Below are 16,696 nucleotides of genomic sequence, written 5' to 3' on the forward strand. Positions count from 1 at the left end.
AGGTCAGCGCTGCAGGGTGAGGAGACCCGGCCGGTAGGGCAGCCGGTCGTAGGGGCCGCCTGCCGTGGGCGTCTTGCCCTGGTAGAGGAACCGCAGGTTGCAGGGGTCGACGGTCATCGTCTGGTCGGGGTTGTCGCGGACCAGGTCACCGTGGCTGATGTCGTTGGTCCAGGTGGCGCCGCTGTTCGCCTTGCCCGCGAAGGGGCTGCTCTCGCTGCCCGCCTGCGGGGTCCACGAGCCGCTCAGGCTGGAGGCCGTGAACGAGCGGAAGTAGCGCGTCTGGTTCGCGCCCTTCGCCTCGACGATCATGAGGTACTGGTTCTGGCCCTGAACCCTGTAGACCTGCGGTGCCTCGAACAGCTTGTCGGGCGTGTCGCTCAGGACCGTCGTGTACGAGGAGCCGAAGTTGCCCGGGAAGTTCCCGATCGGCATGCTCGTCCGGTAGATCTTGCCGTTGTCACCGGCGAAGAAGAGGTACATGTTCCGGTCGTCGGCGATCAGTGTCTGGTCGATCGGGCCGGTGGGGGAATCGGTGCGGGGGATGCTGCCGGTGAACAGCGGCTGAGGCGCGGACCAGCCGTCCGGGTCGGCCGGGTCGCTCGACGTGCGGTAGATGAAGGGCCACGGCCCCCACTGGTACGCCAGCACCCAGACCTTCTTGGGCGCGAAGTAGAACAGTGTGGGAGCCACCGCGGCCTGGCTCATCCCGGTCTGGCGGGCCGATGCCATGTCCGGCCAGTTCGTGAAGGGCCCGGACATCATGGAGCCGTAAGAGGACCCCGAGAAGTTCGACCCGTAGACCAGGTGCTTGCCGTTGTGCGTCACGTGGGTGAAGTCCTTCAGCGAGGCCCACCCGTTCGCCGGCTGCGCCAGCGCACCCGTCGACGTCCACCGGTACGTCGACGGAAGAGCACACGTGCCCGTCGGCGCGGGCGTTGCCGGGGTCGGCGTCCCGGACGGGCCGGTCCACTTCTGGTTGCCGCCGGACCAGCAGGTGTGCAGCTGGATCTTGGTGCGGTTGGCGGTGGCCGCACCGACCGCGTCGAGGCACAGCCCGGACCGGACCCCGGAGATCGTGCCGTCGGTGTTGATGTCCCACTGCTGGCCGGCGCCGCCGTCGCAGTCCTCGATGACCACCGCGGTGCCGTTGCCGGTGCCGTTGTCCCTGGCGGCCAGGCACTTGTTGCCGTAGATCGTCAGCTGCTTGCCGGAGGTGTGGGTCCAGCGCTGGTTGGTCCGTCCGTGGCAGTCCCACAGCTGCGCCCGGGTTCCGTTGGCGGTGGTGGAGCCCTGGATGTCGATGCAGCGGCCGGAGGCGACACCCTTGATCGTGCCGGTGCCGGTGCCGGTTCCGGTTCCGGGGGAGGTCTTGAAGGCGTTCACGACGGCGGTGTAGGCGGCCTTGGGGTTGCCGTTGTTGTCGAACAGCAGGGGGCTCTCACCCTTGCGCCAGGAGTCGCTGTCGCGGATCCCCCAGACCGTGATGCCGGTACACCGGGCCACGGACAGGCAGGCCTTCACCGTGTCGGCGTAGTGGGCCGGCGACGCCTGGGCGATGTCCAGCTCGGTGATCTGGACGTCGACGCCCAAGGCGGCGAAGTTGGCCAGGGTGGTCCGGAAGCTCGCCGGCGGGCCGCCGGTGCCGAAGTGGCTCTGGAACCCGACGCAGTCGATCGGCACGCCACGGGACGTGAAGTCCTTGACCATGCTGTAGACGCCCTGGGTCTTGGCGTCCGACCAGTTCTCGATGTTGTAGTCGTTGTAGCAGAGCTTGGCGGAGGAGTCGGCCGCCCGGGCGGTGCGGAACGCTTCCTCGATGAAGCCGTTGCCCAGTACGTTCTGGAACACCGAGCCACGGTGCTGGCCGGAGCCGTCGGCGAACGCCTCGTTGACCACGTCCCAGGAGTGGATCTTGCCCTTGTAGCGGGTCATCAAGGTGGTGATGTGGTTGTTCATCACACCGCGCAGCGTGTTCGCGTCGCCGATGGAGTTGACCCAGGACGGGAGCTGCGAGTGCCAGACCGCGGTGTGGCCGCGCAGGCGCTGGCCGTGCGCCGCGGCACGGTTGACGATCTGATCGGCCGGGCCGAAGGCGAACGTGCCGCGGGACGGTTCGACGGCGTCCCACTTCATCTCGTTCTCCGGGGTGATCATGTTGAACTCCCGGTCCAGGACGGCGGCGTACCTCGCGTCGCCGAGCCTGCCGGCGGCCACGGCGGTGCCGAAGTACCTGCCCGAGGGCGCCGCCTGCGTGCCCAGGGGTGTCGCGGCTCCGGCGGAGCCGGGGAGGAGCGTCACGACACCCGCCACCAGAGCCGCGGCCGACAGCCCGATCGTCAGTGTCCGGCGGCGCTGGCCGCGCCGGTGCAGGCCCTTCATGCTGCTCCTCGGTGGACTCGGGTCGCCTCGGGGGGCGTGATCGCGGGTGCGTCGGCCGGTACGGCCTGGTCCGCCGCGAGGCGGGTGCGGAGCAGGACGAGACGCCGATCCTGCGTACGGGTCCTGCGGGGTTCACGGGGATGTCGCGTCATGGGGCGCTTTCCTCTGCGGATGTGCGATGGGGAGGTGGGGGTCCGCCCACGCCGGCTCGTGAGGCGAGCGGCGGGAAAGGACCCCACGAAGTGGAGGCTCCCGAACGCGAGGCCGCGTAACGGAAAAGCGGCGCCACCTCCGGCGAACGCCCCGTGATAGATCTCGCAGGCGAAAAGTGTTACGCCGAGTCCCGCGGTCCGGTCGTCCGTGGGGGAGGGAAGGCCGTCCTGCTCGGCGGTGGTGTGTCCAACGGCCCTGATGGGGTGGTCGCGGTGCTCGGGCCTCAGGCCGTTCGGTTCGGCGGGGTGCCGGTCGGCGCGTGGGGACCGACGGCCCCGGAGGCGCGGCGGCACGCGGACGGCTCACTGCCGGGTGGTGAACCGCGCATGCGGGGGCCGGGTGCCGGCTCACCGGCTGTCACGGCGCGGCGCGGCCCGGGACGGTCAGGGACGGTCAGGGACGGTCAGGGAGCGGTTCTCAGGACCGGGCCTTGCGGACGACGAAGGAGGCCTGGCCGGCGAAGGCCCGAGTGCCATCGGTGCCATCGAGCCAGATCCCGCCGTCGCGGTGGCGGATGACCGATCCGGGGTAGTTGTGGGAGTGCAGGGTCACCGACCCGGCGACCGCCCCGGGGCGCGGACAGAAGGTGGCGTCCTTGCGGAACAGTTCGCTGCCGTCGTCGGTGCTCAGCCGCAGCCGCAGATAGTGGTGCCGCAGATAACGGCCGTCGGCCGCACGGAAGGTGACACACCGTGTGTCGGCCAGCCCCCGGACCACGGTGAACGTGATGCGCTGCCGTGCCTGCGCACTGCTGGACGCGGACACTCCGCCCAGCGTCGCGAAGTCGCCGGAATACGTCAGGTAGAGGTCGGGTTCGTCCACGGACTCCAGTGATTGCGCGCCCAGCGGGACCGTGCCGGCGACCGCGGACGGACTCGCGGACGGTGGTCCGGCCGACGTGGGGGTGCTCGACGGGACCGGCGTGGGGCTGCCGGCCGGGGGAGCGGCGACCGTGGGATCGCCGGCCGGGGGAGCGGCGGTGACGCCGGGCGCCCGGTGCGCCGGTTCCGGCCAGGCCGCGTAGGTGGCGGCACCGGTGATGAGCACCGCGCCGGCGGCGAGGCTCGCCAGCGGATGGGCGGTCACCACGTGGAGTTTGCCGGTCAGAGCGCCGTGCAGACCGCCTCCCGCCGTCGCGGTCGCGCTCGCCGTCGCCGTGCCGACGGCGACGGGGGCCGTGGCCAGCCCGGCGGCGCTCGCGGCCGAACCAGACAACAGGCCCTTGGCGGTCAGCGCGGCGATGAGTCCGGCGGGGACGGCCAGGGGAGCGAAGCTGAGGAGCAGCAGCTCGGCAGGGACCCGGTTCGCCGCCGTCGCCGTGCAGACCGGGCAGTCGCGGGTGTGCCGCGCGATCCGCTTCCGCCACACCGATGTCCGCAGACCGTCCCAGCCGGCGACGGTCTCGTCCAGCCGCGGACAGCGCGGGCGGGCCTCCAGCGCGGCGACGATCGTCCGGCTCAGGTCCAGCTGCTCGCGCATGCGCTGCAGGCGCACTCCGGCGTGGGCGACGGTGAGGCCCGTCGCGGCGGCCGTGTCCTCACGGCTCAGCAGTCCGGCGCGTTCCTGCCACCACAGTGACAGCAGCACCCGGTGGTCGGGGTCGAGCCACCGGCCGGCCTCGGCGATCTGACGGCGCTCGTCCGACACGTGCAGACGCAGGATCGTCGCGTCCGCGGGCTCGGGGCCCGCATCCGGTAGGTGGACGGCCTCGTCGATGACCGCCGTCCTGCTCGCCAGGACGCGGTGCCGCTGCCCATGGGTCTGTATCTGGCGCAGGGTGATCGACACCAGCCAGGAGCGGAAGCTGTCGGGGGCGCGCAGCGCGGGCAGATCACGCACCACGCGCAACAGGGTTTCCTGGACGACGTCATCGACGTCGGCATGTCCGCTCACCGCTCGTCGGACGATGTTGTAGATCAAGGGCAGGTAGGCGGCGATCAGTTCTTCGCGCGCCCGGTCGTCCCCGGCCTGCGCCGCGACGACCAGCCCCGCGTGGTCCGCGTCCATGAGCCCCGTTTCCACCTTTCTCATTACGGCGTCAGACCCTAGCCTCCGCAAAGGTGTGCGACCAAAGTCCGTGCCCCGGACCGGGGATCGGGACCCTGCCGTGTGTGCGAGCCCGGTGCCCATGTCGATCCTCGCAACCGTCGTGGTGCGGGGTCGCACGCCTCTCACCCGCCCGGGTGCCTCGCCGGGGGCACGAGCTGGGTCGCCGCGCGTGTGCGCGTGGCCCATCCGGCCCCTACCGCGACGTTTCCGCTGTGTCAGCGTCGTTGGGGGCAGGTGCACTGAGGACCATGGGGCCACGTGTCCGTGGACCGCGGGGTGATCCGCCCCCGCCGCCGTGGCGACGGTTCGCATTCCCGTGGCGGGGCATCGGAGACTCCGGTTCCACCGGTCCGGCTCCCGCCGCGACCCCACACGACGGAGGAAGCATGCGCAAGGACGAGCGTCCGGCCGGCGTACCGCTGACCGACGAGGAACTCGGTGCGCTCGACGCGCACTGGAGGGCCGCCAACTACCTGTCGGCCGGACAGATCTACCTGATGGACAACCCGCTGCTGAGGAAGCCGCTGGAACCCGGGCACATCAAGCCGCGGCTGCTGGGCCACTGGGGCACCTCCCCGGGCCTCAACCTCGTGCACACCCACCTCAACCGGATCATCAAGCGGCACGGCATCGACGCGCTGTGCGTCTGGGGTCCCGGGCACGGCGGGCCGGCCGTTCTCGCCAACTCCTGGCTGGAGGGCAGCTACAGCGAGGTCTACCCGGACGTGAGCCGCGACGAGGACGGCATGACCCGGCTGTTCCGGCAGTTCTCCTTCCCGGGCGGGGTGCCGAGCCACGTGGCACCCGAAACCCCCGGCTCGATCCACGAGGGCGGTGAATTGGGCTACTCCCTGTCGCACGCCTACGGCGCGGCCCTGGACAACCCGGACCTGCTGGTGGCGTGCGTCATCGGCGACGGCGAGGCGGAGACGGGACCGCTCGCCGCATCCTGGCACTCCAACAAGTTCCTCGACCCCGTCCACGACGGTGCGGTCCTGCCGATCCTCCACCTCAACGGTTACAAGATCGCGAACCCGACCGTGCTCGCGCGGCTGCCCGAGGCCGAGCTCGACGAACTGCTGCGGGGCTACGGCCACGACCCGCTGCACGTCACCGGTGACGACCCGCACCGGGTCCACCGGGCCATGGCCGCGGCGATGGACACGGCCCTCGACCGCATCCGGCACGTCCAGCGGCGAGCCCGTACCGGCGCCCCCGCGGGACGGCCGCGCTGGCCGGTGATCGTCATGCGCACGCCGAAGGGCTGGACCGGGCCGGCCGAGGTCGACGGCCTGCCCGTCGAAGGAACCTGGCGCTCCCACCAGGTGCCCCTGGCGGAAGTCCGCGACGACGACGGCCACCGGGCCCAGCTGGAGGCGTGGCTGCGCTCGTACCGCCCCGAGGAGCTCTTCGACGAGACCGGCCGGCCGAGCCCCCAGGTGCTGGAATGCGTGCCGGAGGGCGAGCGGAGGCTGGGTGCGACCCGGCACGCCAACGGCGGCCTGCTCCTGCGGGACCTGCCCCTGCCTCCGCTCGAACGGTTCGCCGTGCCCGTGGACCGGCCCGGCGCCACCCGCCACGAGCCGACCGCGGTGCTGGGGCAGCTGCTCGAAAGCGTCATGGCCTCCACCGGCGAGCGCCGCGACTTCCGCCTCGTCGGCCCCGACGAGACCGCCTCCAACCGCCTCCAGGCCGTGTACGCCGCGAGCGGCAAGGCGTGGCAGGAGCCGGTCCTGGAGACCGATGAGCACCTCGACCGGCACGGCCGGGTCATGGAGATCCTCTCCGAGCACACCTGCCAGGGCTGGCTGGAGGGCTACCTGCTGACCGGGCGGCACGGACTGTTCTCCTGCTACGAAGCCTTCGTCCACATCGTCGACTCCATGGTCAACCAGCACATCAAGTGGCTCAGGACCTCCCGCGCCCTGCACTGGCGCGCACCGGTCGCCTCCCTCAACTACCTGCTCACCTCCCATGTCTGGCGCCAGGACCACAACGGCTTCTCCCACCAGGACCCCGGCTTCGTCGACCACGTCCTCAACAAGAGCCCGGAGGTCGTCCGCGTCTACCTGCCGCCGGACGCCAACACCCTGCTGTCCGTGGCGGACCACGTCCTGCGCAGCCGTGACTACGTGAACGTGATCGTGGCCGGCAAACAGCCCTGCTTCGACTGGCTCTCCCTCGATGAGGCCCGCGCGCACTGCGCCCGCGGGGCCGGCCTGTGGGCATGGGCGGGCACCGAGGACGGCACGCGCGACCCGGACGTCGTCCTCGCCTGCGCCGGTGACGTCCCCACCCAGGAGATCCTCGCGGCGGCCGGCCTCCTGCGGCACCATCTGCCCCGGCTCGCCGTACGCGTGGTCAACGTCGTGGACATGACCCGGCTCATGCCCCACGAGGAGCACCCCCACGGCATGACCGACCTGGAATACGACGCCCTGTTCACCCCCGACAAGCCGGTGATCTTCGCCTACCACGGCTACCCCTGGCTCGTGCACCGCCTGGCCTACCGCCGCACCGGCCACCCGAACCTGCACGTCCGCGGGTACAAGGAGATGGGCACCACCACGACCCCCTTCGACATGGTCGTACGCAACGACCTCGACCGCTACCGCCTCGTGATGGACGTGATCGACCGCGTGCCGGGACTCGCCGTACGGGCCGTGGGCGTACGGCAGGCCATGGCGGACGCCCGCGTCCGCCACCACGCCTGGATCCGCGAACACGGCACGGACATGCCCGAAGTCACCGACTGGACCTGGGGCGACGACCGGCCGGCCGGTGGCAGGTGAGAGAGGCACACCCGTTGAGGGATGTGCCGCGCGGCTCGTGCCGCCGTCAGCGACGGCCGCGGCCCGTTCCCCGGCCACACCCCGCAGCTCGCGCTCCGCGCCGGTACGGCACGGGCCGGGGGCGTGACCGGGCCGGTGGACGGGGGTGGTCAGGACGCGGTGGGAACCTCCACGTCGAGGCCGCGAGCGGCGACGAGCTGCGCGCTGCCGTCGGCGAGCCGGTACGACATGCCCACCACGCCGAGGCGGCCCGCTGCTACTGCCTCGGCCAGGACGCGGGAGCGGTCGAGCAGCAGGTCCACCGTGTGCTCGATGTGCTCGGCCAGGATCTCGTCGGCCGTCTCGCGTCCGGCGGCGCGGGCCGCCAGCACGCTGGGAGTCACCCGTTCGACCACGTCGCGGACGAAGCCGCCCGGCGTCTGCCCGTTCTCCAGGGCGGAGCAGGCCGCGGCCACGGCGCCGCACGAGTCGTGACCGAGGACGACGACCAGCGGCGCGTTGAGGACGGCCACGCCGAACTCGATGGAACCAAGGATTTCCGTGCCGGCGACGTGCCCGGCGGTGCGGACCACGAACAGGTCGCCCAGGCCCCGGTCGAAGATGATCTCGGCGGCCAGCCGGGAGTCGGAGCACCCGAACAGCACGGCGAAGGGCTGCTGGGACGGTGCGGTCTGGGTGCGGCGTGCGGCGTCCTGGTTCGGGTGCTCGGGGGCGCCGGTGACGAAGCGCTTGTTGCCGGCCATGAGCAGGTCGAAAGCCTCGCGGGGCGACGGCGTCTGGATCTTCTCAGTCATGGCGCCAGCCTACGAGGTGACTTCGGCCGTCGCACCGGCCGACCCGGGCACTTGTACGTTCGCCGGGAACGCTCCGGCGAAGAACGGTGCGGTGGCCCGGGCGCCGGCCCTTCGGGCCGCCGGTAGCGCGAGACCGGCGGCCAAGGCAAGTTCGACCGCGCCACTGGCCTTGGTCCAGGCCCGGGGCTTCCGCCCTGTCCGAGCAGCTCGCGGTCCTGCGCCGCTCGGGGATCCCGAGGTCCCGGCGCCGTGGGCGGCCACCTGGTGGTCACCCGCCGCGAGGGGCGGGCCGGTGAGTGCCGAGGCCGGACCGGACTGTGGCGTTCACCGGCCTGCGGGGAACCGGCCGCGCCGGGGCACCGAGTCCAGGAGGAGCCGGGTGTATGGGTGTTGCGGCGCCTCCAGGACCCGGGAGACCGGGCCCGTCTCCACGACGCGACCCGACCTGAGCACGAGGACCTCGTCGGCGATGTGCCGGACCACCGCCAGGTCGTGCGTGACGAACAGGTAGCCGATCCCCGATGTGCTGCGGATCCGGGCGAGGAGTTCGAGTATCTGGGCCTGGATCGACACGTCGAGCGCGGCGACGGCCTCGTCGAGGACGAGGACCCGGGGCTCCACGGCAAGGGCGCGCGCGATCGCCACGCGCTGCCGCTGGCCGCCGGAGAGGTCACGGGGGAGGGCGGCGGCCTCGCGCGTGCCGAGGCCCACCTGGTCCAGGAGCTGGGCGACCCGGGCGCTGCGGCCCGGCGCGTCGAGGGCCGTGTGGAGGCGCAGTACCTCGTCCAGGCATCCGGAGACGGTCACCCGCGGGTCGAGCGAGAGGTACGGATCCTGGAAGACCATCTGGATCTCCCGGGCCCTTGCCAGCCGTTCCGCCCTCCGCCGGGGCCGCGCGGAGCGGTCCCGGCCGTCCAGGCGGACGGTCCCGCCGTCCGGGCGCTCCAGGCCGACGAGCATCCGCACCGTGGTGGTCTTGCCGCTGCCCGACTCGCCGACGATCGCGAGGCAGGCCCCGGGCGCCAGGGAGAACGACACGCCGTCGACCGCCGTGTGGTCCCCGTACCGCTTCCGCAGGCCTTCGACGACCAGCCCCTCGACCGCCGGGCCCTCGACGACCGGTTCCTCCTTCGCTGAGGCGGTCACAGCGTGATCCCTTCGTCGGCGCGGTGGCAGGCGGCGAGTCCGTCGCCGTGCCGGGTGAGTGCGGGCTTCTCCTCGGAGCAGCGCGGGACCGCGTGGGCGCAGCGCGCGGCGAAGGCGCAGCCCGGCGGTGCCTCGGCCAGGGAGACGGGACGCCCGGGGATGGGGCGGGGGGCGGGCGCGCCCGCTTCGATGCTCGGCGTGCAGGCGAGCAGCCCCGCGGTGTACGGGTGCCGCGGGCGGTCGAACAGCTCGTCGGTACCGCGCGTCTCCACGATCCGGCCGGCGTACATCACGTACACCCGGTCACAGACGGTGGCGGCCAGTTCCAGGTCGTGGGTGACGAAGAGCAGGCCGGTGCCGCGTTCGGCGCGCAGCCGGGCGAGGAGTGCGACGATCTCCGCCTGGGTCGTGACGTCCAGGGCGGTGGTCGGCTCGTCGGCGACGATCAGCGCGGGTTCGGCCGCGAGCGCGGCGGCGAGGACCACCCGTTGGAGCATGCCGCCGGAGAACTCGTGCGGACGGCGGCGCAGGGCGCCGCGAGGGTCTCGGATACCGACCGCGTCGAGGAGTTCGAGGGCCCGCGCGGTCGCCGTGGCGGCCGGGGTGCCGGCCGCGCGCAGCCCTTCGGTGAGGAAGTCGCCGACGCGGCGCAGCGGGTTCACGGAGGCGCGCGGATCCTGGTGGACCATGGCGACCTGCCGGGCCCGGAGCCCGGTCAGCTCGGCGCGGTTCATGGTGAGTACGTCCCGTCCGGCGACCCGGACCTCGCCGTCGGCGCGTGCTCCGGCGGGCAGCAGCCCGAGGACGCTGCGGCACGCGACCGACTTGCCGGAGCCCGACTCGCCGACGAGGCCGACGCTCTCACCGGGGCGTACCCGCAGGCCGACTCCGTCCAGGATCGGCCGCGCGGCCCGGTCGGCGGTCAGCCGTACCCCGAGCCCGTCGATCTCCAGTACCGGATCCCCGCCTCCGGCCGGGACCTCGGTCACGTCCGTCCGTTCCCGCTGTTCCTCCACGCGCTTCACCGCTTCCGCCTCGCGATCCGGTCGGCGAGGCCCTCGCCGACGATGCCGAACGCCACCACGGCGAGCACGATGCACGCGGAGGGGGCGAGGGCGGGCAGCATCGCCCCCTGCTGGACGGCCGACTGGCCTTCGTTGATCATGGCGCCCCAGTCGGCGGTCGGCGGCTGCACGCCGAAGCCGAGGTAGGAGAGCGCCGCCAGGTCCATCAGCGCGTACCCGAAGTTCATCGCGGACTGGGCGAAGACGGTGGGGGCGATGTTGGGCAGCAGGTGGCGCAGGCAGACGTTCCAGCCGGACCAGCCCTGCACCCGGTAGGACTCGATGTACGGGCGGGCCTTCTCCTGGCGCGCGATGCCGCGGACCAGGCGGCCCACGTACGGGGTGTAGGCCACCGCCATCGCGATCACGGGCGCGGTCATCCCCGGGCCGACGACGGAGACGAGCAGGATCGCGAGCAGGAGTCCGGGTATCGCGAACACCATGTCCATCGAGCGGGACAGGACCGAGTCCGCCCAGCCGCCGCGCCAGGCCGCCGCCACGCCGAGCAGGGTGCCGGCCAGGGTGGAGACGCCGACGACGAGCAGCGGGCCGAGCAGCCCGGTGAGGGCCCCGTGCATCAGCCGCGACAGGATGTCCCGCCCGGACTGGTCGGTGCCGAGGAGGTGCTCGCCGGTGGTCCCGGCCAGGCTCGCCGAGAGGTCGAGGGCCTCGGGGTCGTACGGCGCGAGGACGGGGGCGAGTACGGCGATCAGGGCGAGAGCGGCGAGCACCGCGGCCGAAGCGGTGAACAACGGGCCCTGGGCGACGAGGCGCAGGGGGCGCAGCCCGGGCCTGCGGCGCAGGACGGCGGGCTCCGGAGGTGCGGTGGTGGTCATGAGGAGCCTTCCCCGTGGAGCGACAGCCGGGGGTCGATGAGGGGTGCGAGCAGGTCGACCGCGAGGTTGACGAGGACGAAGGCGCCCACACTGAGGAGGGTGATCGCCTGTACGACGGCGAAGTCCTTGGCGGTGACCGACTGGACGAGCAGGGAGCCGAGGCCGGGCACGTCGAAGGCGGTCTCGACGATCGAGGTGCTGATGAGGAGCCCGGCGAGCATCGTTCCGCCGACGGTGACGACCGGGCCGAGCGCGTTGCGCAGGACGTGGCGGCGGACCACGGTCCGCCCCGGGACGCCGCGGGCGCGTGCCACCTCGACGTGTTCCCGGCCGAGTTCGTCGAGCATCGCCGAGCGGGTCACCCGGGCGAGCAGCCCCGCGAAGGTCAGCGCCAGGGCGACGGCCGGCAGGGTCAGGTGGTACAGCCTTTCGGAGAATCCGACGGCCGTGGTGCCGGGGCCGGGGAACCAGCCCAGACGGACGGAGAACAGGGACACGAGCGCGATCGCGGTCACGAAGGGCGGGGTGGCCGTGGCGAGGCCGCTGCCGAGGAGCACCGCCCGGTCCAGCGGCCCGGGGCGCAGTGCGGCGAGGACGCCTGCCGCCATGCCGGTGAGGGCGACGAGCAGGGCCGCGTACCCCACGAGCAGGGCCGTGCCGGGCAGCCGGGATCCGATGAGCGCGGAGACGTCCTGGTGGAACTGGGCGGAGCTGCCGAAGTCGCCCCGCAGGACGCCGCCGAGCCACTTGGCGTACTGCACGGTCAGCGGGTCGTCCAGGTGGTACTGGGCGCGCAGGGCCGCCACGGCCTCTGGGGTCGCGGGGCGGCCGTGGAGCAGGAAGGACACCGGGTCGCCCGGGGCCAGGTGGACGCTGCCGAAGACCACGAGGGAGGTCGCGAACAGCACCGCCGCCAGGCCGAGGACTCGTCCGACGAGGTAGCGCGTCATTTGGCGGCGGCCCCGATCGTAGCGGCCCACGGGTAGTACAGCTGGGCGATCCCGGTCGGGGCGCCGGTCGCGCGCTTGCCGAGGAAGAGCACGTACGGCGCTTCGTAGAGGGGGATGACCGGCAGCTCGCGCATCGCGATCCGCTGGAGTTCGGCGGTCAGCTCCGCCCGCTCGCCCGCGTCGGGTTCGGCGTTGGCCCGGTCGAAGGCGGCGTCGAAGGCGGCGTTCGACCAGTTGCCGTAGTTCCCGAAGTCGCCGGTGCGCAGGTACTGGTAGAACTCCAGCGGGTCCGGAGTGTTGTCGTACCCGTTGGTGATGACCAGGTCCAGGCCGGCGCGTGCGGCGGGGTCGACGAAGATGCTGCTGTACGCCTCGGGGGGCACCGGCTTCAGCTCGACGTCGAGGCCGATCGCGCGGCCGGCGGCCTGCACGGCGTTGGCGACGACGCTGATCTCGGGGGCGAGCGTGCTGGTGACCAGGGTGATCTTGCGGCCGGCGGCGCCCGCCTCCTGGACGAGCTTCTTCGCGGCGTCGAGGTCGTAGCGGGGATCGGGCAGGGTGTCGTAGAGCGCGGCGGTCTTCTCCGGGGCCAGCGCCCACGCGCCACGCGCGGCGGGGGCCTTGGCGGGGACGCCGACGCCGCCGGCCGCGGCCTTGATGATGTTCTTCCGGTCGAGCGCCAGGGAGAGGGCCTCGCGTACCTTCACGTCGCCGAGCGGCCCGCCGAAGTCGAGCACGGCGAGGTTCGACGCGGCGGTGTTGGGACCGAAGAGGACGCTGCCCTTCCCGCTGGAGCGCAGCTGTCCGATCGTGGCGGGGGCCACCATGTATCCGCCGTCGGCGGTGCCGGATAGGAATGCGTTGGTGCGGGCGGCCGGGTCCTCGATGAAGGTGAACCTCACGGCGGCGGACTTGGGGGCGAGCCGGGGGTCCCAGTAGGCGTCGTGCCTCTTCAGGGTGATCCCGGCGCCCTGGGACCAGGTGTCGAGGGCGTACGGACCGGTGCAGTTGACCTTGCCCGCGGGGGTGCCGTAGTCCTTGCCCGCCTCGGCGAGGGTGGCGGCGCTCTCGATGGTGCCGGGGGAGGCGGCCATCAGCTCGTGGAGCAGGACGTCGGGCTTGGTGAGGCGGAGCGTGACCTCCAGCGGTCCGGTCTTCTCCACGGAGCGGACGTTCTTGAACGCCGACGCCCAGGGGGAGCCGGTCCCCGGGTCCATCTGGCGCTGGAGGGAGGCGACCGCGTCGTCGGCCGTCATGGCCGTGCCGTCGTGGAACTTCACGCCGGGGCGCAGGGTGTAGACGAGCGTGAGCGGGTCGGGGCGGTCGTACTTCACCGCGAGGCCGGGCTCGATCCTCATGTCGGGCGTGACCCGCATGAGCTGCTCGCACACGTTGGCGAGCACGGTGTTCGGCGGGTAGTCGTACGCGAGGGCGTAGTCGAGCGTGTAGGGCTCGGCGTACAGGGACCAGGTGAAGGAGTCCAGCGGGCCCTGGGCGGCCGGCGAGAGCGGAGCCACCTGGTGGTCGGTGCCGCCGCCGGTCCTGGGCGTGGTGGCGCCGGAACAGGCACCGGTGGTGGCCGCCAGGGCGGCGCAGAGGAGAAGCGCCATGCTTCGGGACATGCGCATGCAGACCCACCCCTTTACGGGTGTAGTGACGGGCGCTGGGGATGGAGCGAGTATTGATGCGGGAACGTTCCCGCACAAGGCTGTGCGGGATCGGTTTTGCAAAGGTCACGAGGGTGGCAGCATCAGTCGCATGACCGAAGCCTCCCCGCACGGCGGGCAGCCCTCGCAGCCCCTCCCACGCGTGCGCCTCGTCGACGTGGCCCGCGAGGCGGGCCTGTCCAAGACGACCGTCTCGGCGGCACTGAACGGCACCGGAAGGCTCTCTCCCGAAGTCCGGCAGAGGGCCCGCGAGACCGCGCGCAGAATGGGCTACCGGCCCAACGCCACCGCGCGCCGGCTGCGCGCGGGACGGGCCAGATTGATCGGATACGTGGTCGGGGAGTTCGCCGACGCCCCCTGGACCTTCCTGGAGTCGCCGTACTTCGCCCGGCTGACCGCGGCCACCGCGGCGACGTCGCTGCGACGCGGCTACGCCATGGTGCTGCTGCCCGCCGGGTCCCTGCAGAGCGAGTGGGCCGACCTGGCGCTCGACGCGGTGGTCGTCGCCGACCCGGTCGCCGGCGACCCGGTCGTCGAGGACCTCCTCGCCGCCCGCATCCCCCTGTTCAGCGACCGCTCCGTCGAGGGACGGCCCGGGGCGTACTGGGTGGACGTGGACGCGGGCGGCGCCGTGCGCGGGGCCCTCGACCACCTCCGGGAGCAGGGAGCCCGACGGCCCGTCCTCGTGGTGCCGGACAGCACCACCCGTTTCCACACCGACGTGTTCGCCGCGCACCGGGAGTGGTGCGCCGCCCACGGCCTGCCGGAACGGGTGGTACGCGTCGAGGCTCCGGGCAACGGTCCCGTCGTCCGCGCCGTCGAGACCGCCCTCGCGGGTGACCCGGCGGCCGGCTCGGCGAGGCCCGACGCCCTCCTCGTCGTGGCCGAGGCGAGTCCGCCCCTCGTCCTGGACGCGGCACGCCGGCTCGGCTACGAGGTCCCCGGCGACCTGCTCCTCGTCTGTGTGAGCGAGGACGTCACCGCCGAGCACACCGAGCCGCCCGTGACCACCCTGAGCCTGCGGCCCGAGGCGATCGCGGAGGCGGGCATCGGCATGCTCGTGGCGGTCCTGGAACACGGCGAGCGGGAGGCGGCGGGGGCGCTCGTCCCGACCCGCCTCGACGTCCGGGCGTCATCGGTCCGGCCGGCTCAGCCCGCGTACACGAGCCGGCCGCCGACATAGGTCCGCTCCACCCGGGCCTCCGCGATCTCCTCCACGGGCGCCGTGAGGATGTCGCGGTCCAGGACGACGAGGTCCGCGAGGTTGCCGGCCCGCAGGCTGCCCGCGTCGTCGTGACCGTTCACATGGGCGGCACCGGCGGTGTAGGCGGCCAGCGCGGTCGGCAGGTCGAGCCGCTGCTCGGGGTAGAAGACCCGGTCGTGGCCGGCCTCGGGATCCCGGCGGTTCACGGCCACGTGCAGGCCCGCCAGCGGATCGGGGCTGCTCACGGGCCAGTCGCTGCCCGCGACGAGGGTCGCGCCCGCGCGCACCAGGTCGGCGAAGGGGTACTGCCAGGCGGCACGCTCCGGACCCAGGAACGGGATGGTCAGGTCGTCCATCTGGGGCTCGTGGGCCGCCCACAGCGGCTGGATGTTGGCCAGGGCGCCGAGCCGGGCGAAGCGGGAGAGGTCCTCGGGGTGGACGACCTGGAGATGGGCGAGGTGGTGCCGGTTGCCACGGTGTCCGTTGGCCGCCACCGCCGACTCGATCGCGTCCAGGGCCTCGCGCACGGCCCGGTCGCCGAGGGCGTGGAAGTGCACCTGGAAGCCGAGGGCGTCGAGCTCCGTCACGTACCCGCGCAGCGCTCCGGGCTCGACGAAACTCAGGCCGCTGTTGGCGGTGGCGCAGCCGCAGCCGTCCAGATAGGGGGAGGTCATGGCGGCGGTGAAGTTCTCCGCGACACCGTCCTGCATGATCTTCACCGAGGTCGCGCGGAACCGTCCGGCCCGGAGCTTCTCGCGGCGGGCCACCAGCTCGGGGATCTGCTCTGCGCCCCGTGCCCGGTCCCACCAGAGCGCTCCGGTCACGCGGGCGGTGAGCGAGCCGTCCCCCGCGGCGGTCATGTACGCGTCCGAGGGGTCGGGCCGTCCGTTGAGGTCACCCAGCATGGCGTCCTGCCAGCCCGTGATCCCGAGGGAGTGCAGCAGCTCCTGGGCCCGGAGCAGCCCGGCGAGGAGTTCCGCCGGCGTGCTCGCCGGCAGCAGCCGGGCGACCAGCGAGGTGGCGCCCTCCTGGAGCATGCCGCTGGGAGTGCCGTCCGGCTCGCGCTCGATCCGGCCGTCGGCGGGATCGGGAGTGGCGGCCGTGATCCCGGCGAGTTCGAGCGCCCGGGTGTTGGCCCAGGCGCCGTGGTGGTCCCGGTTGGACAGGAGCACCGGGCGGTCCCGGACGACGGAGTCGAGCAGGTGACGGGTCGGCAGCCCGCCCTCGAAGCTCTCCATGGACCAGCCGCCACCGGTGATCCACTCGCGGTCGGGGTGCGCGTCCGCGTACGCGCGGACCAGGGCCAGGTAGTCCTCCACGCCGACGGTCTCGGTCAGATCGCACTCGGCCAGTTCCGCCCCGGCGAAGACCGGGTGCATGTGGGCGTCCTGGAAGCCGGGGAGCAGCAGCTTCCCCGTCAGGTCGACCACCTCGGTACCGGGCCCCACGAGTTCCCGTACCTCGTCGTGGCCGACCGCCGTGATCCTGTCGCCGGTGACGGCGAGCGAGGTCGCCCGGGTGCGGGCCGGATCCACCGTGTAGACGGGGCCGCGGGTGAAGACCAGATCGGCCTTGGCCATGCGAAAACTCCTGAGCGTGAGG

At 72.7% G+C, this 16,696-nt stretch carries 11 protein-coding genes; 2 read left to right on the top strand and 9 right to left on the bottom strand.

The genetic code is table 11. The annotated features are described in order from the left end of the window. Window positions 1-3 precede the first annotated feature (3 nt). On the bottom strand, window positions 4-2,379 hold the full coding sequence (locus ACZ4WZ_RS02630) for a non-reducing end alpha-L-arabinofuranosidase family hydrolase (RefSeq protein ID WP_467884293.1): 2,376 nt from the start codon (window positions 2,377-2,379) through the stop codon (window positions 4-6). A 630-nt stretch (window positions 2,380-3,009) separates the two neighbouring features. Then, complete coding sequence (locus tag ACZ4WZ_RS02635; protein ID WP_467884296.1) at window positions 3,010-4,599, bottom strand: sigma-70 family RNA polymerase sigma factor; 1,590 nt, start codon at window positions 4,597-4,599, stop codon at window positions 3,010-3,012. A gap of 428 nt (window positions 4,600-5,027) precedes the next feature. On the opposite strand from ACZ4WZ_RS02635, the gene ACZ4WZ_RS02640 reads away from it, so the two are divergent. Then, window positions 5,028-7,433, top strand: coding sequence for a phosphoketolase family protein (locus tag ACZ4WZ_RS02640; RefSeq protein ID WP_467884298.1), 2,406 nt, complete (start codon window positions 5,028-5,030; stop codon window positions 7,431-7,433). 149 nt (window positions 7,434-7,582) lie between these two features. Here the strand turns inward: ACZ4WZ_RS02640 and ACZ4WZ_RS02645 are convergent, their stop codons facing one another. From ACZ4WZ_RS02645 to ACZ4WZ_RS02670, 6 genes are all read right to left on the bottom strand, one after another. Beyond that, complete coding sequence (locus tag ACZ4WZ_RS02645) at window positions 7,583-8,227, bottom strand: carbonic anhydrase (protein WP_467884300.1); 645 nt, start codon at window positions 8,225-8,227, stop codon at window positions 7,583-7,585. Between the two features lie 324 nt (window positions 8,228-8,551). Next, complete coding sequence (locus ACZ4WZ_RS02650; RefSeq protein WP_467884303.1) at window positions 8,552-9,373, bottom strand: ABC transporter ATP-binding protein; 822 nt, start codon at window positions 9,371-9,373, stop codon at window positions 8,552-8,554. Next, window positions 9,370-10,389: an ABC transporter ATP-binding protein gene (locus ACZ4WZ_RS02655; protein ID WP_467884940.1), complete on the bottom strand. Its 1,020-nt coding sequence runs from the start codon at window positions 10,387-10,389 to the stop codon at window positions 9,370-9,372. The genes ACZ4WZ_RS02650 and ACZ4WZ_RS02655 overlap by 4 nt, the downstream gene beginning before the upstream one ends. Window positions 10,390-10,394: 5 nt before the next feature. Continuing rightward, window positions 10,395-11,273, bottom strand: coding sequence for an ABC transporter permease (locus tag ACZ4WZ_RS02660; RefSeq protein WP_467884304.1), 879 nt, complete (start codon window positions 11,271-11,273; stop codon window positions 10,395-10,397). Beyond that, window positions 11,270-12,223 (bottom strand): ABC transporter permease, encoded by a 954-nt coding sequence (locus ACZ4WZ_RS02665; protein ID WP_467884306.1) that lies wholly within the window; start codon window positions 12,221-12,223, stop codon window positions 11,270-11,272. Before ACZ4WZ_RS02665 ends, ACZ4WZ_RS02660 begins: the two co-directional genes overlap by 4 nt. Then, window positions 12,220-13,851 (bottom strand): ABC transporter substrate-binding protein, encoded by a 1,632-nt coding sequence (locus tag ACZ4WZ_RS02670; protein WP_467884308.1) that lies wholly within the window; start codon window positions 13,849-13,851, stop codon window positions 12,220-12,222. Before ACZ4WZ_RS02670 ends, ACZ4WZ_RS02665 begins: the two co-directional genes overlap by 4 nt. 130 nt (window positions 13,852-13,981) lie before the next feature. Between ACZ4WZ_RS02670 and ACZ4WZ_RS02675 the strand changes: the two genes are divergently transcribed. Beyond that, window positions 13,982-15,073 carry a LacI family DNA-binding transcriptional regulator gene (locus tag ACZ4WZ_RS02675; protein WP_467884310.1) on the top strand — a complete coding sequence of 364 codons (1,092 nt, stop codon included), beginning with the start codon at window positions 13,982-13,984 and terminating at the stop codon, window positions 15,071-15,073. Here the strand turns inward: ACZ4WZ_RS02675 and ACZ4WZ_RS02680 are convergent. Beyond that, window positions 15,040-16,674 (bottom strand): amidohydrolase, encoded by a 1,635-nt coding sequence (locus ACZ4WZ_RS02680; RefSeq protein ID WP_467884312.1) that lies wholly within the window; start codon window positions 16,672-16,674, stop codon window positions 15,040-15,042. The two genes, ACZ4WZ_RS02675 and ACZ4WZ_RS02680, sit on opposite strands and share 34 nt — an antisense overlap. Window positions 16,675-16,696 lie beyond the last annotated feature (22 nt).

Source organism: Streptomyces sp. NPDC029122 (assembly GCF_055569445.1).